Raw genomic sequence first — 20,712 nt, 5'->3', positions numbered from 1 at the left:
CAATTGGAATAAACAACAAATGTGGGTGGGGAGGCTGCAATCATGAGTGCGAATCAACAACGCTGGATGGGCGGTATTATCCTGCTCGGGGGCAGTGCGCTGCTGGCAAGTTTTTTATTCCAAGGCAATGGACAAAAAAGTACGGTTCCGCATGTTGCGCCTGTCGATAAAACTTTAAACCTTGAACCTACACATCGGCTTGCACCGCCAACCAATGGCGTCAGTAATCAACCGATAGATAATCAGCCGGTTCAACTCACACCACTAGCGGTTGATGTCGATACTGAACGTAAATTGCTTGCCGCACAGCATGATATGCGTGAGAAGAAAGTTGCAGAACAAGAAGCACGTACAGCGGAATTTTTAGCACGTCAGCAACAAGCTGAAGCAAACTCGGCAAATCGCGTTGCCGCAGAGCAATCGGCTCGATTAGCTGCGCGCAAAGCAAAAGAAGACGATGCGCTTAAATCTACTGATCCTGCCGCCCCCGATATTGCTGCGCCAGATGATGACGCCACTAAAGCGGCAGCGCTCAAAGCAGAACAACGTCGCCAAGATGCAAAGGATCGTGAAGAGCAATCCCGTTTACGGGCTCAGAAGGCTGCTGAAAATCATGAAAATGCGCAAAAGCTAGTTGCCCAGGCGACTGAAAAAACTGCTCAAGCAAAAGCTGCTCGTGAAGCTGCTGAGAAGAAACAAGCTCAAGAACAAAAAGAGCAGCATGATTTGCAAGTCAAGCAGCATAAAGAGAAGTTAGAGAAAGAAAAGCAAGCAAAAATTGATGCTGAAAAAGAGAAAAAAGCACTTGAAGCAAAACAGCATAAAGAGAAGTTAGAAAAAGAGAAGCAAGACAAAGAAGATGCAGCGCAGGCTAAACTTGATGCTGATAAAGCGGCAAAACTGAAGATTGCACAAGCCGAGAAAGCTGAGCGTGCGCGCCTGAAAGCCGCCTCTGATGATGCTGACAACAAAGAAGCACTGCAAGCTCAAGTTGAGAAGAACAAGAAAGAAGCCGCGGTATTGAAAGCCAAGCTTGATAAGTTAAATGGTACGAGTACAGATACAGCCACTGCCAAAGATACACAAAAAACCAAAGACGCAGACCGCGCGCGCGCTTTGCTCGAAGGGACGCCGACAACTACGCCAGCAGCCTCTGCTACACCAGCAGCAGCTCCTCTCGTTATGGTGCAAGTGGCCATGGCTGAATCGCAAGCCAAGGCTGATGCAATGGTCTCCCAACTGCGTGCTAAAGGTTATAAGGTCCGGACCAGTACCACGACCAAAGGTGTACGGGTATTGGTTGGTCCTGAAAAAGACGCGGCAGCCGCAACTGCGACTAAACATAAAATCGAGCAGGACGGCAGCTTGAACGTGAAGGGAGCTTGGGTTTCAAATTGGCAGCCACCTACATCTTAATTGCGGTACTCGCACTTTTATTTATTCTCGTATTGTCAGGAAGTCGGCGCTCCCAGCTTCCTGAAGTCAAACCCGTTCGTGGCGATGATCTGGCGATTTGGCCATTTATGCCGCGTATCTTTATGACCGATGCTGAAGTTCGTTTCTTTCATCAACTCAAACAAGCCGTACCAGAGTTCCTGATTTTCTCTCAGGTTGGGCTCTCTCGTCTGATTGAATGTACCGATATCGATGATGAAAAATTCTGGTTCAATCGGATTAATCGTATGAGTGTCGATTACGTCCTCGTGGATCAGGATGGACAGCGTGTTTTGGTTGCAATTGAACTCGATGACTGGTCGCATGAGCACCATTCAAGACAACGTGCAGACTTAAAAAAAGACAAGGCCTTAGTCAGTGCAGGTATTCCTATCGTTCGTTTTCACGGTGAAGATCCAGTGACTGCGATTGAGATCCGTCGGGAGTTATTGAATGCCTTGCAGACCCAACAAGAGTGGCTTGCGGAATCACGGGCACAATTTGCCGAGTATTAATTCATCCTTTTTTAAGACCTCAAATGACAGAATTTATTCTGTCATTTTTTATGACATAACATCTTTAGATTGTTCATTTTTGACCCGCCAGATTTGGCATATCCATGCTGAGGGATAGTGATATGTTACCGCCATTAAAGATGCATCAAAGCAGTCGAGTGAATGGGCTTGATACGCTACGTGCTGCCGCGATCATTCTGGTCTTCATGTATCACTATATGGTTTTTGTGAGTCATGAACACACTTTTGGCTGGCTGAGCGAAATCGGCTGGATGGGGGTGGACTTATTTTTTGTCTTAAGCGGTTATTTAATTGCAAATCAATTATTCACGGGTATTAAACGGGGACAGCACATCAGCGCTAAGCATTTTTATGCACGCCGAGCCCTACGAACCTTGCCGATATTTTGGATTGTATTAGCGGCTTATTTTATCTTTCCAGCGGTCATGGGTGGCAAAACACCGCCGCCACTCTGGTCCTTTTTGACCTTTACCCAAAATTATCACTTGCAGCCGGGGACGGCTTTTTCACATGCGTGGTCGCTGTGTATCGAAGAGCAATTCTATTTAATTTTTCCATTAATCCTGATGGCCGGGATGCGTTTTCGATTCAATCGGGTATATGGTTGGATTCTACTCTTTGGCTTGATATTGGTGGGTGTCATTGCCCGAATACTATTATGGCAAACCTATGGTCGTGAAAGTCTAGGACAGGTGAGTGGTTATTATCCGCATATTTATTATGCCACCTTATGCCGTTTTGATGAGTTTTTGCCGGGCATTGCTGTTGCGTTGGTCAAGAACTTTTATCCTGCTTTTTGGATACGCATGACGCGCTATGGGCAGTTATGGTTAGGGTTATCGGTCTTGGCCGTAGGTAGTATTTTTTATTCTGCCTATCATTTTTATTATATGGATGAATACGGCTATGGCTTCTTTATGACCGCGTTTGGCTACTCATTGATTGCATGGGTATTCACACTGTGTGTGGTAGCAGCACTCTGTCCGTCCTCATGGCTGTATAGAGTTCGTGTTCCGGGTGCAGCGAGTATTGCTTTATGGTCATATTCGATTTACCTGTCTCACAAGCCCCTCGCTTACATCCTACAAAAACTGCTCGCTGAAAGTCAGTGGATTACGGTGCAGTGGTTACCACTGTTGACCTTGATCGTCATCGTATTGGCATGTGTGATCATGGGTGCTGTGCTGTATCAAGTCGAAGCATTTTTTATGCGAGTCCGCGATCGACTCTTTCCTTCAAATTTTGCTAAAAACGCAACTACAGCCCGATAATCAGATTACAAATTTGCCATCATTTCCTGCCTCGAAAGACGCACTTTGCCCTTGAAAGACAGCGTATATCTCTGCACTCTAGGATAAGTCATGTATACGTTGCATGACTTAAAAAACGAGAATAACGAAAAGTGAATATATTGATATTATAAGGAAATAGTATGTCTCATCATGATCTAGATGCCTATAAAGCAAAACATGAGTTGATTGCATGCAAGAAAATACTCGTGAATAAAGTCTTGAATAATTCCCATGTCAAATCCTCGCAAGCCCTCGTTGAGAAGATCAAGCAAATCTCTTTAGAGCTCGAAGAGTGCATGGCTGCAATCAATACCGTACTGTACAGTCAGGATAAAACGGCGAATAGTTCGACCATTGCCTTGGATGAATTTAATGAACATTATTGGCGACTAAAGCCAGAAGGCACGACCCATGTGATTTTCGATGAAAAAGACAATACTGTGTATTGGGGAAAAACATCGAAGGCCAATGTACAGGCGGTCAAAGACATTCAATATATTTGGTCACTGTCGAGCTGGTCAGACCATCACCATCTTTTGAAAAAAGAAGGCGCAGATGCAAGCCACATCGTAAGTCCACAGCTTAAAATTGTGAAATTTCCACGCATTGATCAGATTGCCATTCGTTATAACGGGCAGGTGAATGCATTACCGATGCCGAGTGAATATGGCGCGATTTATGAGAATCTCTATAAGCGTGGTTTTGAGCCAACTCCTTTTGATGCTGAACAAGGATTTATTCATCCCTTGACGCATGAGTTTATCGATGCAAAAGAAGCGATCATTTATGCCAAATATATTGGCATGCTTCCTGAAGACAGTGACGTGTCTCAGCTTGTGCCAGCGATGATTGTTTAGATTCCTATTGTTTCATCCTGTGTATTTGACTACCTCGGGTTTATTGCGCTATTACCCAATAAACCCGAGGTCAGTAATTTATTTTTGTTTTAGCCCACCAATGAGTCGACTCATTTAACTAACCAAACTCACTTGTCCGCTATACAAGCGTTCGCTGCCTTTCTCGGTCAGTATTTGTAGACTGCCATCATCAGCGATACCGATTGCGCGGGCGTGCTGCACGGTTTGATCAGGCTGAATAATGTGGATGGTTTGATTGACGAGAGCATCCCAAGCCATAAAGCGCTCTTGCAGTTTCGGGCTATCTTGTAAAAATAAATCGATGGCCTGATGCAGAGCATGCACGACTGCGACGGTGAGGGCGAGGCGATCGATGTTTTGCTTTAATAATGTTGTGAGATCGGTCACCGTCCGATCTGCAACTAAATTTTGCATGGGTTGCAGGTTGATCCCGACCCCGATGATTGCGCCGTGCTCCATATTATGACTGGTGATCGGCTCGATTAGAATTCCGCCCCATTTCGCACCTTCAAAGTAAAGATCATTGGGCCACTTCACAGAAACATTCAGAGCTTTTAAGAGCGGCATATTTACTAATGCCAATGCTACTTCCAGAGCGAGCCTCCCATCTAATGGTGATGGCAATGTACTTAACAAGGATAAATACAGATTTCCTGTCGGGGACTGCCAGGTTCGATTGGCTTGACCACGTCCAGCAGTTTGCTGGTTACTGATCGATAGTGCATGGGTTGCGCCGCGTGCAGCCCATAGACGACAGTCATCATTGGTTGATGTAGTGGTTTGTTGCCAATCAATCATGTCGAATGCTGGCAGTGCCGATGCATTTAAGTGTTGGTGAAGTTGGTCACTGAGCATGAGATGATCAATATTGCTTAATTCTGAAGTATTCGTCGTCATCGTTTTTCTGCCTTGTATTTCTGTTCTATTGTCTGGTGTTTACGCAATCACTGTAAAGTACGATTTGGTGTGTTGCACTCACTTGCTCCGGTGATTTTTGCTTGAGGTTTTCTGAAGTTACTGAGAACAATTTAAGATATTGAAAGGTGTTTATAAATGACGTCCTCTACACGCTGACAATTACCCGTTTTGTACAATTCATACGCCATAATTGCATGTTATTTCATCGGAAATAGCGATTTAGTGCTAGTATTCTAAAAATAATTGTCTGACAATTGTACATGAAGTAGTGCGTTGTCGAAGAGATATTGGTAAAGTTCAATTGAGAGCGGTTTGTGACAGTTATTTTAAAGTCAAATATCTGATTTCAAAACAGTGTTCTTTATATGAATTATATCTCAAGTATTCAAAAAAATTATTTAGTGGATTGATGTGATCCTGCTAAAAGAGATGAATAAATTGACGATCACAATGAGATTGACTTAAGTAAGTTCAATGAATTGGTGTTTTTAGCGTCATTGACGCTGAATTGGGATTTTGTTCATTTGCCCAGCACATGTACCGTAGGGGTAATAGTATGGCATTTTTGGCGGCAGAAAGTTTGTCAGAACAGATTGCAAGACATATCGGTGAGCAAATTATCACTGGTGAGTTGGTCGAAGGTGAGAGGATTCAAGAGCTTAGAATCGCAAAAGACTTAAATGTCAGCCGTGGATCGGTACGCGAGGCATTACTGATTCTTGAACGCAGTTATTTAATCAAAATTTATCCTCGCCGTGGTGCAATGGTTTCTGAGCTTTCTGTTCAGCAGATTAAGTCATTGTTTGAAGCCGGTACATTAATGTTGGGAGCGATGGTTCATCGTACCAGCGAAGCGTGGCGTCAGCCTGATAGTGAGCGCATGAATCAACTGATTCAAGATTTGTCGCTACAAGTGAAAGTCGGTGATATCGAAAAATTTTACGACAGTGTTTTTGAGTTTTTGCAGAGTACGCATACCTTAGTCGGTAATACCTATTTACGGGATATTTTTGATAATTTACTGCCTGCGTTTCGCCGCAGTTATTTTTTAACGCTCAATACCTCACGCCGCGAATTACAAGAGGCGTTTGATCTGTTTAAGCCCGTCATCGATGCTATTTTGATTCGTAAAGGAGAGCAGGCCGCTGTCTTTATGGAAGAGTTTTGCCGCCATTTACGTAATTTGGTTCTGGATTCCCTCGCCCGCATGAAGCAAATCGAATTGGCGTGGGCACAACGTTCACGACGTGGAAAATAATGCGGCTGCGTAGTCTTCGTCTGGCGGGTTTTAAATCTTTTGTCCATCCAACGACCCTAAACTTTAAGCAAGATCTCACGGCGGTTGTGGGGCCAAATGGTTGTGGCAAGTCGAATGTGATTGATGCGATTCGTTGGGTGATGGGCGAGTCCTCTGCGCGTCAACTGCGCGGTGAAGCGATGAGTGATGTCATCTTTGCCGGGACGGTCAATAAGAAGCCGATTGGACAAGCCAGCGTTGAACTACATTTTGAAAATACCTTTGGTAAATTAGGCGGTGCTTATAACGCCTATACCGAACTGTCGATTCGTCGCCAAGTTAGTCGTGACGGCCGCTCCGACTATTTCTTAAACGGCACGCGCTGCCGTCGTCGTGATATCACTGATATTTTCTTAGGGACGGGTCTGGGACCACGTTCATATGCGGTGATTGAGCAAGGCATGATTAATCGTCTGGTTGAAGCAAAGCCCGATGATTTACGCGTGTTTTTGGAGGAGGCCGCAGGCGTATCACGTTATCAGGCCCGCCGCCGTGAAACACAGCAGCACTTAGAAGATACAAGGTTGAACTTGTCGCGTCTGCAAGATCTGGCCGATGAGCTGGGTCGTCGTCGGCGAGCGCTGGAGCGTCAGAGCCAAGCGGCATTGAAGCATAAAAAGCTCGTTGAAGATCGTCGTGTGGCTCAGTTAGAGCTATGGACTGTTCAACATGTGAATGCTGCAAATCGTCAAGCCATCCATACCACTAAGCTGACTCAACTGGGCGATGATTATCGTCAACTGCGTAGTCGGTTAAATGAGTTAGATCATGCCGTTCAACAGCAATCTGTACGCCTATCACAGCTGTTGGCAGAGGCGCAGCCGATGCAAAGCGCATGGCAAGATGCTGAACGCGTGCGTCAAACGGCTGTTGCCAACCTCACCCAACAGCAGCAAGCCGAATCGAGGCTGCTTGAGCGTAGTAGCAGCGTAGAAGCCCAACATGCGGCGCTTACCCGCCAGATTGAGCATGATCAAACAGTACTGGCTGAGTTGATTGCGGTCCATGATTTGAGTCAGCCTAGACGACAAGAGTTGATTCAGACCATTTCGGCACTCGAAGTTCAACTGCCCAGTGTTCAAGAGCAAGCACGCCAGACCCATACAGAGCTGCAAGACTTGCGGACACGGATTCAGAGCGCACAGCAAAAACGTGCGGATCTTGAGCGGGAGCAAGATCATATCTCTCGTCAGCATACCCGTCAGGCTGCACAAATCGCGCAGCTTGAAAATGCACTTAATCAGCTGGATCAAACGGCCTTGGCTGATGAGCTGCTGGATATAGATGATCAATTGGTTGAAGTGACTCAGGCACTTTTGCGTCTGCGACATGAGGCGAGTAGTACACAAGAAAGTGTACAGACCTCTGAGCAGTCACGAATTACGTTGCGGGCTCGGCAAAGAGAGTTGAGTCAAGTTTTTGACGGTCTGCGCGGTGAGCAGCGCGCATTGCTGGCCCTACAAGAAAAAACCGATGTCAAGCAGGTCAATGCGCAAAAGAATGGCAACAAAAATGAGCCGCAATATGTTGAACCTGAAGGAACTCGTTTACTCGAGCAACTACAGGTCAGTACAGCAGGGCAGCCGCACCTTGCACTCATTGAATCGGTACTGGGTCAATGGCTCAAGGCGCATGTTAATGCTGATGCGCCAGTTGGGCGTAATTTATTCGTATCAGGGCATCCCTTACAACCAGATATTATAGAGGGAACAACGGCTTTTTCCTCGTGGTTGACTGAACCGCAATCATCGGTGTGGCAACACTGGGGGGTGATGGATACGCGTACGGATGCACTTGCGCGACAATCTCAATTAAAACCCTACCAATCGTTTGTCACCCTCGATGGTCATTGGATCGGTGCTGATTGGGCTATTGATCTGGCACGTGATGCGGCGTCTCGTTCAGGAGTTGAAAATACTGGCTTATTGGCACGTCGTATTCGTTTAGAGACCTTAAATGCGGAGCTGCTCACGAGTGAGGCGGCGTTATTTGAAGCAACCGATGCACTGAAAGAAGCTGAGCAATTCCATACTCAGAGTATCCAAGCCCAGCAGGGTTTAGCAGCTCAGATTAATCAAGCCGAACGCAGTCAGCAAACCATAGAGCTTGCCCGTGCACGTCTTGATAGTAAGTTACAGTCGCAGCAGGGTCAGATCGAACAACAACGTCAGCAGCTATCGCTATTGAGCGCCAGTCAAGAAGAAGACATGGAGCGTTTGAACGATGTACATATGGAGCAGGCAGCGCTTGAGCTGCGTCTAAATCCGTTAATCGCTCAAGTGGGGTCGCGTGAACAAGAAGCCAGTGCTGCTCAGCAGAATTTAAGTCAAACGACTTTGCAGATTCAACAACTACGCATGCAGCAGCAGAATGCGGAGATGGAAACGCAGACCCGGCAAATTCGGATTGAAGCGTTGCAAACCACAAGTGATCGTGCTGTTTTTCAACAAAGCCAATTAGAGGATGAGCAGCGTCAGATTCAAACAGAATTAGCACAGGTTAGAGCGGAGATCCCAGCACTGACCCTTGCGCTTGAAGCGGGAGAGCAAGAGGCTTTGGCTGCGGACCAGCGCTGGCAAGCCCGCCAAGTCGAACTCAAAGAGGCGCAAGCTGCGGTACAGCAGCTTGAGCATGATCGTCAAAGCCAGACTCAGGCAGAAAACACACTGCGTGACGAGCTTGAAAACACCCGTCTCGCTTGGCAGGTTGAAAAAAGTAATTTGGCGCAACTTGCGGAGCAATTTGCAAGTTTGGAGGCGCCCGTTCCAGATGCAACACAGTTGAATACTCAAACGCACAAGTCCGAACAAACATTACACGCAGATCTGGCACAATTGGATAGTGCAATCCAGCGGCTGGGCGAGTTAAATTTGGCGGCGCCGGCTGAACTTGCGGAAGTCACTGAGCGCTTTGATGAGCTGAATCATCAGATGGATGATTTAAATCAGACGCTCGCTCAGCTTGATGATGCAATGCAAACCATCGATCGGGAAACCCGTAGTCTGTTTATGGATACCTTTGATCGGGTTAATCATGAATTACAGCAATTATTCCCTAAAGTGTTCGGCGGTGGTGAAGCACGCTTGATTTTGGAAGATGGCTGGCAGTCTGGCGTACGCTTTATGGCGCAGCCGCCCGGAAAGCGGAATAGCAGTATTGCTTTATTATCCGGTGGCGAAAAAGCACTAACTGCTTTATCCTTGGTTTTTGCGATTTTTAAACTGAATCCCGCACCATTTTGTCTTTTAGATGAAGTGGATGCACCATTAGATGATGCAAACGTTGCAAGATTTTGTCGATTGGTAACAGACCTGTCTAAAAGTGTGCAATTCATTTACATTACCCATAATAAGTTAGCGATGATGATGGCAGGTGAATTAATGGGCGTGACGATGCCAGAAGCAGGTATTTCTAAGTTAGTAGCCGTGAATTTGGACGAAGCCGAGACCCTCGTCGCGTCAACAGGAGCTTGATCCATGGATATTCTGGTTGTAGCAGGCGTCATAGTCGCGATTATCCTTATTTTAGTGGGTCTTTTCCTGATCTTTCGTCGTGCACCACAGCCGGCTTCAGAAAAACTGATCGCCAGTGAAGAAGCGCCGTCGCCACAAATTGAGCTGCCTTTAGATGCGGTTGAAACCGATTCTGCACCGACAGAACCTGTCATCTCTGCCAATGATTTCATCACGCAGACGATTCATCAGCATGCTGCACAGCATGCGAGTCAATTGCATGCTGAACATGTAGATAAACCTCAGCAAGCTCAGGGCTTTGATGAGGACCAACCTGCGGTTTTAGCGGCTTCGCATCATGCATTTAAGGCACCGATCCAGCCCGAGGTTGCCGCTGAGCCTGTTTCTCCAACGGTCACGCTAGAGCCCGAGTCACTTACATCGCAGAAAGGCGGTTTGGATGCCATGCTGGATGATCTTGAACAAGCCACCTCTTTATCTCCTCATTCACATCATCTGGATGTGGGTGCACCGCTGCACCATACTGAATCGGAATTAGAGTCTGCCATACCCTCTATTTCCGCAATCGATACGGCGGAATTAACCGAGTGGCAAGGGGATAGCATTCTGCTTGATGAGCACCTTGCTGATCATAGCCGCAGTGAAGAAGACAGCATTTTGGTTCAAGCTGAACAGATCATTGCCATTCATTTATTGCCGAAGAGCGGTCGTCCGCTGGAAGGGAAGATGGTATTGCGAATGCTGCGCAAGCACGGTTTACGTTTTGGTGAAATGTCACTTTTTCATCGTTTTGAAGAGGCAACGGGTCAGGGACCGATGATGTTCAGTGTCCTGAAGTATACGCAAGAAGGCCCAGCAGGTTTTGACCTCGATACCATGGAAAATGAAAATTTTGATGGGCTCTCGTTCTTTCTCGCCTTGCCCGGTATCCGCCCGCTGCAAGGTTTTGATATGATGATGAGCACCGCACAGCGCTTATGTCTGGATTGCTATTCACAATTGTTTGACGAAGAAATGAATCAATTGAGCGAGCAGTTGAAAGGACATTATCGTCATCAAGTCTTGGATTTTAGACCGACGCGTCTGTGAGATATCGTCATGAGATCGCGATAAAATAAGAAGCACTCGATTGAGTGCTTTTTTTGATCCAATGCATTTAGTCAATTTTTAGAAAATAGAGTGGTTGAGGAAGTCCCATGGCTGATTTATTCAGTGCATTAGAAGATGCAGAACATCAAGATCGTCAGGCTGTAGAAGCTGAAATGCGTAAGCTTATTGATCTGATTCGAATCAATAGCCATGCTTATTATGTGATGGATGCACCCACACTCGATGATGGCGAATATGACGAGCTATTACGCCGTTTAAAAGGATTGGAAGAGCAATATCCAGAGTGGATACAGTCTGACTCTCCTACGCCAAAGGTTGGCGGTCAGGCGTTGGGGCAGTTTCAAAGTGTGGTGCATCAAGTGCCGATGTTGTCACTCGGCAATGTCTTTAATCATGAGGATTTACTGGCATTTGATCAGCGGGTTAGGGAGCGTCTACCTAACCAAGAGATTCAATACGAGCTTGAGCTAAAACTCGATGGGTTAGCAGTTGCTTTGCATTATCGGGATGGTCAGTTGGTTCAAGGCGTGACGCGTGGTGATGGGGAGACGGGTGAGGATATTAGTCATACCGCCAAAACGATTCGTAATTTGCCCCATGTATTGATTGATCCTACAGGTAAACCCGTTCCTCGTGTTCTTGAAGTACGTGGCGAGGTGCTGATCCCCAAGAGTGGTTTTCATAAACTCAATCGCGATGCAGAAGCACGTGGCCTTAAGACCTATGTCAATCCACGCAATGCGGCTGCGGGCAGTTTACGCCAGCTCGATCCCGCAATTGCGGCGACACGACCGCTGGCATTCTATGCGTATTCCATTGCACAGAGCGAGCCGGCACATGAATGTCCAACCCAGTCCGAATCGCTATACTGGCTAAAGTCTCTGGGTTTTACCATTTCCGAACGCCTTGAGGTAGTCGATTCTATCGCTGAGGTCCAAACCGTTTATGATCAGATCAATCTAGGGCGCGACGCACTCGCAGTTGAAATTGATGGCATGGTGATCAAGGTCGATTCACTGCGCCAACAACAACAACTTGGATTCTTAAGTCGTGAACCCCGCTGGGCAACTGCCTATAAATTCCCTGCTAAAGCTGCGTTAACCACTGTTGAACAGATCGATTGGCAAGTGGGGCGTACGGGGACATTGACGCCGGTCGCACGCTTAAAGCCTGTATTCGTCGGCGGGGTCACGGTCAGTAATGTGACGCTGCATAATATTGGTGAGATTCAGCGCTTGGATGTGCGTGTCGGTGATAGTGTCACGGTGTATCGTACTGGGGATGTGATCCCTAAAGTGGAGCGTGTGTGGTTAGAGTTTCGCCCAGAAACGTCGCAGACAGTTGAGTTGCCAAGCAACTGTCCCGTATGTGATTCTCCGGTCATCATGCCGGAAGGCGAAGCGTTAGCACGCTGTACAGGTGGACTATTTTGTCCGGCACAGCGGATTGAGGCAATTCGCCATTTTGTCTCACGTAAAGCCATGGATATCGATGGTCTGGGTGAGCGCTGGGCAGAGGGCTTACTCAGCAATGGCCTGATTTCAGATGTGTCCGATCTTTATCAATTGCATACACGACGTGATGAACTGTTGACCCTTGAGAAGCTCGGCGAGAAGTCAGTTCAAAATTTATTAGATGCGATTGAAGCCAGTAAGAAAACCACCTTTGCACGTTTTATCTATGCGCTGGGAATTCGCGGGGTTGGGGAAAATACTTCCCGTCATTTGGCAGAGCAGTTTCAGACATTGGGGGCTCTTTTTGCTGCTGATCTCGACAGCTTAAAGATGACTGCCGATGTCGGTGAAATTTCCGCTAACTGGATTTTAAGCTTCTTAGGCGAGACCCATAATCGCCAGATTATCGAGCGATTGGTTGCGGCGGGAGTCTATTGGGATGCTCCCGTAAAACGTACCCGCCAGCCTTTAACCGGTGAAAGTTGGGTGTTGACTGGGACGCTATCGCGTTTTACCCGTGAGCAGGCGACCATGATTTTGCAGGAGTTGGGGGCTCGTGTCAGCGGCAGTATCTCGGCAAAAACCAAAGCACTGGTCGCAGGAGAGAAGGCCGGGAGTAAACTGGCTAAAGCACAAGAGCTTGGCATTCAAACCCTGACCGAGGATGAATTTGTGACTTTTGTTGCTGGACATGGCGTTGAACTCTGAGCATGATTTTTAATGCTTTGAATTTGGTTTTATAATCAAGCGATTAAATCAGGCTAGTGGATGTAAATGCATATGACGACTCCGCGTAAACTGTGGTTAGACCTTGGCAATACGCGTTTGAAGTATTGGTTGACTGAAGGTGAAGAGATCATCACCAGTGGTGCTGAGTTACACTTACAATCGCCTGCTGATTTATTGCTGGGCTTAGTCGATCGATTTAGTAGTTTTCAGCCGTCATTTGTCGGTGTGTCTTCCGTTTTGGATAGTATGGCCAATCAACGGATCAAAAAATCACTAAAGCCTCTGAATACCCCAGTTGAGTTCGCTCAAGTCCTTGCAACGTCACATGGCTTAATCACCGGCTATGATCACATTGAAAAGTTAGGGATTGATCGCTGGCTACAGGTGCTTGCACTATCGGGCCAACTGAAGAAATTTTGTATCGTGGGTTGTGGCACGGCATTGACTCTCGATTTGCTGGATGATGAAACCCATCTCGGTGGATATATTCTGCCAAGCTTTTATTTACAACGTGAAGCCTTGGCTCAGGGTACACGGCGCGTTCAAGTCCCTGATGGTGCATTTAGCAATCTTGGCGCAGGGCGTAATACGCAAGATGCCGTGCATCATGGCATTCTCCTCGGGTTAGTTGGTGCGATTGAAAAATTAGTGCGTTCTGATCCTACCCGTGAGCTGGTGCTGACTGGCGGAGATGCGGTACTGATCCGTTATTTTCTGGATATTCCCAATCCGATTACGGTGGAAGAGGATTTGTTGTTGAGAGGATTAAGGCGCTATTTCTCTTAAATTATTTTTTAAATAGGCTTGTATTTATTTTTTTTGTGTTTAAAATCTGCCCACATTAGTTCAGACATCGTGTCTGGATCCCTCAAATTCTACAGGAGCACTTGCAATGGTTAAAGACGGTATTTTTGCTTAACGGCAGTTGCTCCTGATTCGGACCGCTGCCCAAAGCATACGGTTCGAATGCACAGATCTTTTAAGAGACCCTAGCATTCGCTAGGGTTTTTCGTTTTTGGATTGCTGATTTTATGCGATCCCAATTTCTAAAAGCCCCATAACCGTAGCTATTGACGTGATTTGTAGTCTCTATCCATAAGACCACAGATCAAAACGCGCTTATCCAGCGTATATTTTTTTAGTGTTAGAAACATCATGGCTATACAACTGACTTTAAACGCCAATTCGGGTTACGGCGTCCCTGTAAATATTTTTACCCGAGATATTGATGACACTGCAATCGAGCAACTCAAAAAAGTGGCTCAATTGCAGTTTATTTATCCCCATGTCGCTGTGATGCCTGATGTGCATCAAGGCATTGGTGCCACGGTGGGCTGTGTGATCGCCACCAAAAACGCCATTATTCCTGCGGCAGTCGGTGTGGATATTGGCTGCGGGATGAATGCGATCAGACTAGGTTTGAAAGCTGCGCAGTTGCCAGATGACTTACGCAAGATTCGAAGTGACATCGAGCGGACTGTGCCTGTGGGCTTTAACCATCACAGTCAAATCAAAGCCCGTGCGTCGAGCATTGATCCACTAGCTCGACGCTTAAGCGTGATCACGGATAAGCACCCTGGCTTATTGCGCATGCTGCGCAATTTTGACCGCACGTGGCAAAAGCAATTAGGTACGTTAGGCGGCGGTAATCACTTTATTGAGCTCTGTATTGATGAGCAAGATGATGTATGGGTGATGCTGCACTCTGGCAGTCGGGGATTGGGCAACTGTATCGGCACGTACTTTATTGAACGCGCCAAGAAAGAAGCCCAAAGCCGATTTGGCCATGTGCCTGATAAGGACTTGTCCTATTTTGCCGAAGGATCAGCAAATTTTGATGATTACGTTGAGGAGGTGCATTGGGCTCAGGATTATGCGATGGAAAACCGTCGGGAAATGATGCGTCTGATCTTGGCCAAGCTACGGGTACATTTACCGCCGTTCCAACTGACCAAAGAGGCGATTAACTGCCATCACAACTATGTGCAGCAAGAAAGTCATTTTGGGGAAAGTGTCTATGTCACGCGCAAGGGGGCGATCAGTGCACAAGCTGGTGAGTTGGGAATCATCCCCGGTTCAATGGGTGCGAAGTCCTATATCGTGCGCGGCAAAGGCAACGAGATGTCGTTCTGCTCCTGTTCTCATGGAGCAGGTCGGCGTATGAGCCGGAATAAGGCCAAGGATTCATTTACTTTGGACGATCTGGCTCAGCAAACAGCGGGCATTGAATGCCGCAAAGACAAAGGCGTTATGGATGAGATTCCAGCCGCCTATAAAGACATTGATCAAGTCATGGCAAACCAGACCGATTTGGTTGAGGTGATCCATACCTTGCGTCAAGTCATGTGTATCAAAGGTTAAGGAGGCCTAGATATGAAACTGAAGAAAGCGAATGTGTTTAAGGAGCGCAATCATTTGGCACTGCATCCCTTGCTGCATAAGGGCGGTGTCAATCACAACGAAAAAGTTGAGGTTGCGAGGCAGCGTGAGCGCAGAGCATTGCGCCAATCGTTGAATCATACGGATTGGTTAGGCCAGCACCCTCATGGTGCTGAGTCTTAGTCTATCTATTATTCTGATTTTTAGGAGTTAACCTGATGTTTAACCTGGTATTTAGCATGGTTTTAAGATTGCCCCGTGGGCATAAAGCAAGTCGTCTTACTCAAGAGGGCTTGCTGATATTTGATTTTTATCGACAGCGATTTAAACATAGAGTTTCACAATATTATGAAAACAGAAGAACTGAATGAAATCTTGGCGTGCTTGACCCGTGGGCGCACACTCTTCCATTACCAAAAAGACCAGCATATTCCGTTGGTGCTAAAGACATTGATTCGCCATGGTCAACTGCAAACCATTGCTGATTTAAAACAGAGCCGTTATGCCAAATGGACTGGACATCCTTGGGTCAATCAATTCCTTGCTCAGCAACCGAATGCTAAAGCGACGCTCTTACCTCTCATGGATAGCCTTCTTCATACTGAAACACTCGACTTTCCCTTTATTCTGACAGCAGGGCGCTGGGGTTCTGAGCGACAATATCACTGGTGCCAGACGACTCGGCGGGGTGAGAATCTTGTTTTGCATTTGAATTTGCCACACTCAATCAAGACAGCTTTTGAGCAAGTCGGGGTTGATACTGTTGGCCAGTACGGTTTCCATCCGCATGACACGATTAGACCCACTTTGGCATGGGCACGTATGGATATCGATTTAGAGCATGGACAGGTCCTCATTGAAGAAATTCAAAGCGACTTGATTCGTGATATTGCAGATAGTATTCAATATGCGCTGCGTTATCAGGGACAGATGAATCGACAAGTGTGGCTAATGGGCAATCGAATTCATCTCGGCCAATTCCTGGCAGCGATCAAACCTTTCTATGATGCACTCTATCGGCTATGGTCTGAAGCCATGCTCACAGCGACGTTACATTTTATCTTTGAAGAGCTGGGCATTTATGATGTGTATTACCATACTTGGGAAGGCGGCAAGCGCTTAAAGAAACTGCATAAATATGGTGCACCGCCAAGATCACTGTATAGCCAACTTCCAGAACGTTTCGGTTTTGCTGCAACGAGTATCGGTCCTGTGATGCTTGAGCGCGACCCTCAGGTCAAGCGTCGTATCAAAGCGGGCGAGGGCGATCTGCGTTGGTATCGGCTGAATGTCTAATCCCAGAGGTTCTCAAGTTTGACATCAATCAAACGTTTGCTTTCGAACTTGAGAACTCTTAATCAATTACCACAATTACTCTGAGCAATTCCGAGTCCCCACCATCACTATCGGTAACCAGTAAAAACTCCTCACCAGAAGGATGAGTATTAAGCCATGTGATGCCTTCGACTTTAATCGGAATTGGATGGCCTTGATCATCCGTAATCACTTGTGTATCTAGGGTTTTCCCATCTGTAGAGAGCAACACAATCAAACTGCCCAGTACGGCTCCATCATCATAGGTATTGATAGTTTGTTCAACGGAAGCTACTGCCGCAATAATAGACCGATGCTTCAAAAAGCAGGCATCGGAAATTCCGCTGGCGGAGCCGTCGATATCAGGAAGGAGGAGGCTCAGTGATCTCACCAAAGTGTTTTGTAAATCATGGGTATGAGTAAGGGGCTTTAAATCAAAAACCAATACGCCGTGATGACGGCTGATATTCCCGCGCTGAAAAATATAGAGATGTTGATCATCACTGCAGACGGCTTCAATATTGAGCTCTGCACCACCTGTCAGGTCCTGATTGGACTCCAGAAAATCATAATTTGGGGTATTTAAGAACGGACTGACCTGCTGTGTGAGCGGGTTAAACAATAATGCCATTTTACGGTTGGCTTTCGAACCAGAACCCATGATGAGCAATTGCGCTTGTCCATCCACATTGATGATCGTCATGGATTCAAAGTCGGGTTTTTCGGCTTTGGATAGAGGTGTCAGTGGTGTATGAGTGAGTAGAGGTACTTTCTCAAAATCGATGATCTGATCCAGCGTCTGATAGAAAGGCGTTTTCAATAGGTAGCCTGCATCATCACCCACTAGATAGAGGGTGTTTGCATGAGTGGCCATCCCCGAAAGTGCACCAATTCCTTGCAATGTGCGTCGTTCAAGAATGGTGATTTTCATGATGGTATACTCTTATTCTGGGTCGCGGATGGGTGCTAAAGACAAAAAAATAGGCTAGGGGGAAGCCTAGCCTATTTTGTTATTCAAGATTGATCATTCTTCGCGTTTTTGTTGGCGTAAGTATCCACCACGACGTGCTGGAAGCGGATTCTCTTGCTGACGCTCTGCACGGCGTTTTGCCATGCCATACAGGCCTGTGCCAACGCGTGGCTTAAGCTTGACGCTTTGCACAAGGTTTTCGATGTCATGCTTATCCAGTTCCATCCAACGACCCGTGCGCAATTCACGAGGCAGGATGACCGTACCATAACGGGTACGCAGCAAACGGCTGACTTTCAGCTCTTGTGATTCGAATAGACGACGCACTTCGCGATTACGTCCTTCTTTCACGACAACTTGATACCAGCGATTTATACCTTCACCGCCAATTTCGCTGAATGACTCAAACTTCGCGGGTCCATCTTCCAGTTCTACACCATCGGTCAGTGTCTTGATGATTTTTGGGGTGACTTCACCCATGACCCGTACGGCATATTCACGTTCGATTTCACTGGAAGGATGCATGAGTTTGTTGGCAAGCTCACCATCATTGGTAAACATGAGTAGACCGGTACTATTGATGTCAAGACGACCCACCATGACCCAGCGATCGTTAGGGATCTGTGGCAACTGCTCAAATACAGTGACACGTCCTTCTGGGTCAGTGCGTGAACAAATTTCGCCTTCGGGTTTGTAGTAGACTAAAACACGGCGACGCGTTTCTTCTTCGGATTGATGCGCGATTTTACGACCATCAATGCGAATTTCATCGGTCGGTTCTACACGTTCGCCCACAGTCGCAATTTTTCCATTGATACTGACACGACCCGCAGCGATCACTTCTTCCATAAACCGACGTGATCCCAAGCCAACACGGGCGAGGACTTTTTGCAGCTTTTCACTCATTTTTACAACCCCAATTACTTCATTCTCAATCAAGTCTTTAAACTAAATCAATCTATTATCATCAGTGCTGGTGCGCTGATACGAAAAAACATGTTGTCCTCTGACGTCTATTCATTACAGGCCGGAGGACCATAGAGCAATTCTATTGCAATATTTTGACCACATTTGAAAAAAGCGGGTGTGCTAGACCAGATATTTTCGTAAAACCGATCTTCATTCTGCTGTCGAAGATGTTAAACCTTGTGCAATCTTTTCAAGTTCTTGCAGCTCTGGTAAATGCTCCAATGACTCCAAACCAAACGCATCTAAAAAGTGTTTGGTCGTGACGATCAGTGCGGGCTTACCAGCTACAGGGCGGAACCCATCTTCTGCGATCCATTGCCGCTCAAACAGCGTACGCAAAATCTGACTATTCACCGTCACCCCACGCAACTGCTCGATATCTGCACGCGTCACAGGTTGACGATAGGCAATAACACTCAGTGTTTCGAGCAATGCTTGCGAGAGGCGCGTCGGGCGTTCAGGCCAAAGTCGCGCAACCACTGCGGCATATTCTGGTCGAACCTGAATCCGATAACCACTCGCTGTCTTGGCCAATTCAAGTGCGCTATCAACCAGTTTGATTGAAAGCTGATTCAGCCATGATTCGATTTGAGCATTCGTCAGCTTTTGACCATTTTGCTGATCATATTCCCCTTCAAGGGCTTGTCTTAGCATCAGCAATGATACCGGTGTCTCACTGGCGAATAGCACCGCTTCCAATATGCGTAAAACATGTCCAGTATCCATGTAGGATACCGTTGAACCGTGTGGTTCATGATCAATATTGTCAGACGTGATTGAGGTATTCAGTTCATCATGCGGCACGTGGAAGCCCTCTGACGGTTAAAAGTTTTTCTGAACCATCGTCTACAATTTCAATTTCTTGCTGGCGAAGCAACTCTAAAATCGCCATAAACGTGACTACAACGCCCATACGCCCTTGGCTACTGACCAATAAACGGTCAAAGCGCACGCTGTTGCCATCAGCAAGTGCATGGCGGACGGCTATAATGCGATCTTCAAGGGGCACTTCTTCCGCAATAATCCGGTGCTCAATCACCGGTGGGCGAGTCAGCAAGGCCCGCATGGCTAGCCATAAAATTTCAGCATCGAAGCGTGCGATATCAGGCTCTGAATCAGCAGGTAATACGCTGGATACACCCACCGTGACCGCAAACACATCTCGTCCTTCAATCAATTGATCATTTAACGCGGCGGCACCACTCTTAATTCGAGCATATTCTTCCAGTCGTGCCAGCAAGTTTTTACGTGGATCATCTTCAACGGTCAGTGTTTTTGGAGCGGGCAGTAAGAGCCGCGACTTCAAATCTGCAAGCAGTGCAGCCATGACCAGATAATCACCCGCCAGTTCTATATCTAGCTGTTGCATCAAGCGAATATACGCAAGATATTGCGTTGCTATCGGGGCAATATCGAGTTTGACCAGATCCAAGCCATTTTTTCGAACGAGGTACAACAAGAAATCCAGAGGACCTTCAAAACGCTCCAGCATGATGGCAAATGCTTCCGGCGGGATATAGAGGTCTTCGGGGAGTTCGGAAAACCACTCATCGTTGACACGCGCAAGATTAACCTGATGTTGTTCTGCTTCTGATTCAGCAAGTTGATTCATATTCTGGCTGTCTGTCGTATCGAAGTGGTCATGTCGCATGTATTCATAATTTTATATCAAGTCCATGTTCATAACGATTTTCGTCATACCACACATACTTTGATGAGATGAGTATAGCAAGAATTAAGCCTGTCTAGGCTTGATGTCTGGAAATAGTCGAGCTTTTTTTCATTTGGTCAATTGCAAGAGTGTTTTTTCATCCCAAACATCGATTCGTTATCGAAAAATCATCTTTACACCGTTTTTACACCCTGAGTGATTCTTTCTATACCGTCTTAATAGCCATTTTTCTAAGCTGTCACATTAGATTTAACCGATCAACTTCTATTTTAGCGGCACGGTTTTAT

Annotated in this window: 16 protein-coding genes and 1 pseudogene; 12 read left to right on the top strand and 5 right to left on the bottom strand. The window is 46.6% G+C overall.

The features are described 5' to 3' along the window. The first annotated feature begins 42 nt into the window (after positions 1–42). From ACLHG7_RS15500 to ACLHG7_RS15485, 4 genes are all read left to right on the top strand, one after another. Positions 43–1,416: an SPOR domain-containing protein gene (locus ACLHG7_RS15500; RefSeq protein WP_410211873.1), complete on the top strand. Its 1,374-nt coding sequence runs from the start codon at positions 43–45 to the stop codon at positions 1,414–1,416. Continuing rightward, on the top strand, positions 1,395–1,949 hold the full coding sequence (locus ACLHG7_RS15495) for a DUF2726 domain-containing protein (RefSeq protein WP_410211872.1): 555 nt from the start codon (positions 1,395–1,397) through the stop codon (positions 1,947–1,949). The genes ACLHG7_RS15500 and ACLHG7_RS15495 overlap by 22 nt, the downstream gene beginning before the upstream one ends. A 122-nt stretch (positions 1,950–2,071) precedes the next feature. Further along, positions 2,072–3,241 carry an acyltransferase family protein gene (locus tag ACLHG7_RS15490; RefSeq protein ID WP_410211871.1) on the top strand — a complete coding sequence of 390 codons (1,170 nt, stop codon included), beginning with the start codon at positions 2,072–2,074 and terminating at the stop codon, positions 3,239–3,241. A gap of 161 nt (positions 3,242–3,402) precedes the next feature. Further along, positions 3,403–4,119, top strand: a complete 717-nt coding sequence (locus ACLHG7_RS15485; RefSeq protein ID WP_410211870.1) for a hypothetical protein — start codon at positions 3,403–3,405, stop codon at positions 4,117–4,119. A 114-nt stretch (positions 4,120–4,233) separates the two neighbouring features. Here the strand turns inward: ACLHG7_RS15485 and ACLHG7_RS15480 are convergent, their stop codons facing one another. Then, a complete protein-coding gene (locus ACLHG7_RS15480; protein WP_410211869.1) occupies positions 4,234–5,037 on the bottom strand; it encodes a biotin--[acetyl-CoA-carboxylase] ligase in 804 nt (267 codons plus the stop codon). Between the two features lie 577 nt (positions 5,038–5,614). Between ACLHG7_RS15480 and ACLHG7_RS15475 the strand changes: the two genes are divergently transcribed. The 8 genes from ACLHG7_RS15475 (at position 5,615) to ACLHG7_RS15440 (ending at position 16,796) form a co-directional block, all read left to right on the top strand. Next, positions 5,615–6,316, top strand: a complete 702-nt coding sequence (locus ACLHG7_RS15475) for a GntR family transcriptional regulator (RefSeq protein ID WP_114898170.1) — start codon at positions 5,615–5,617, stop codon at positions 6,314–6,316. After that, a complete protein-coding gene (smc, locus tag ACLHG7_RS15470) occupies positions 6,316–9,828 on the top strand; it encodes a chromosome segregation protein SMC (RefSeq protein WP_410211868.1) in 3,513 nt (1,170 codons plus the stop codon). The genes ACLHG7_RS15475 and smc overlap by 1 nt, the downstream gene beginning before the upstream one ends. 3 nt (positions 9,829–9,831) lie before the next feature. Further along, positions 9,832–10,917, top strand: coding sequence for a cell division protein ZipA C-terminal FtsZ-binding domain-containing protein (locus tag ACLHG7_RS15465; RefSeq protein WP_410211867.1), 1,086 nt, complete (start codon positions 9,832–9,834; stop codon positions 10,915–10,917). Between the two features lie 107 nt (positions 10,918–11,024). Then, positions 11,025–13,100: an NAD-dependent DNA ligase LigA gene (ligA, locus tag ACLHG7_RS15460; protein WP_410211866.1), complete on the top strand. Its 2,076-nt coding sequence runs from the start codon at positions 11,025–11,027 to the stop codon at positions 13,098–13,100. A 72-nt stretch (positions 13,101–13,172) separates the two neighbouring features. Beyond that, positions 13,173–13,907, top strand: a complete 735-nt coding sequence (locus ACLHG7_RS15455; protein ID WP_410211865.1) for a type III pantothenate kinase — start codon at positions 13,173–13,175, stop codon at positions 13,905–13,907. 369 nt (positions 13,908–14,276) lie between these two features. After that, a complete protein-coding gene (locus ACLHG7_RS15450; protein ID WP_410211864.1) occupies positions 14,277–15,482 on the top strand; it encodes an RtcB family protein in 1,206 nt (401 codons plus the stop codon). Positions 15,483–15,494: 12 nt separating this feature from the next. After that, positions 15,495–15,683, top strand: coding sequence for a hypothetical protein (locus ACLHG7_RS15445; protein WP_410211863.1), 189 nt, complete (start codon positions 15,495–15,497; stop codon positions 15,681–15,683). A 165-nt stretch (positions 15,684–15,848) separates the two neighbouring features. Then, on the top strand, positions 15,849–16,796 hold the full coding sequence (locus tag ACLHG7_RS15440; RefSeq protein WP_410211862.1) for a hypothetical protein: 948 nt from the start codon (positions 15,849–15,851) through the stop codon (positions 16,794–16,796). 58 nt (positions 16,797–16,854) lie between these two features. Here ACLHG7_RS15440 and ACLHG7_RS15435 read toward each other — a convergent pair whose 3' ends face one another. The 4 genes and pseudogenes from ACLHG7_RS15435 to ACLHG7_RS15420 form a co-directional block, all read right to left on the bottom strand. Beyond that, entirely contained in the window at positions 16,855–17,745 is an 891-nt protein-coding gene (locus ACLHG7_RS15435) for a DUF6929 family protein (RefSeq protein WP_410211861.1), read from the bottom strand. Positions 17,746–17,841: 96 nt separating this feature from the next. After that, positions 17,842–18,690, bottom strand: a pseudogene (rluB, locus tag ACLHG7_RS15430) (23S rRNA pseudouridine(2605) synthase RluB); the annotation flags it as partial. 213 nt (positions 18,691–18,903) lie between these two features. Continuing rightward, entirely contained in the window at positions 18,904–19,479 is a 576-nt protein-coding gene (gene scpB, locus ACLHG7_RS15425) for an SMC-Scp complex subunit ScpB (RefSeq protein WP_410212047.1), read from the bottom strand. A 67-nt stretch (positions 19,480–19,546) separates the two neighbouring features. After that, positions 19,547–20,365 carry a segregation and condensation protein A gene (locus tag ACLHG7_RS15420; RefSeq protein WP_410211860.1) on the bottom strand — a complete coding sequence of 273 codons (819 nt, stop codon included), beginning with the start codon at positions 20,363–20,365 and terminating at the stop codon, positions 19,547–19,549. Positions 20,366–20,712 lie beyond the last annotated feature (347 nt).

It is taken from the genome of Aquirhabdus sp. (genome assembly GCF_046462495.1).
Lineage (GTDB): Bacteria > Pseudomonadota > Gammaproteobacteria > Pseudomonadales > Moraxellaceae > Aquirhabdus.
This window is presented reverse-complemented; position numbering and strand designations above follow the sequence as displayed.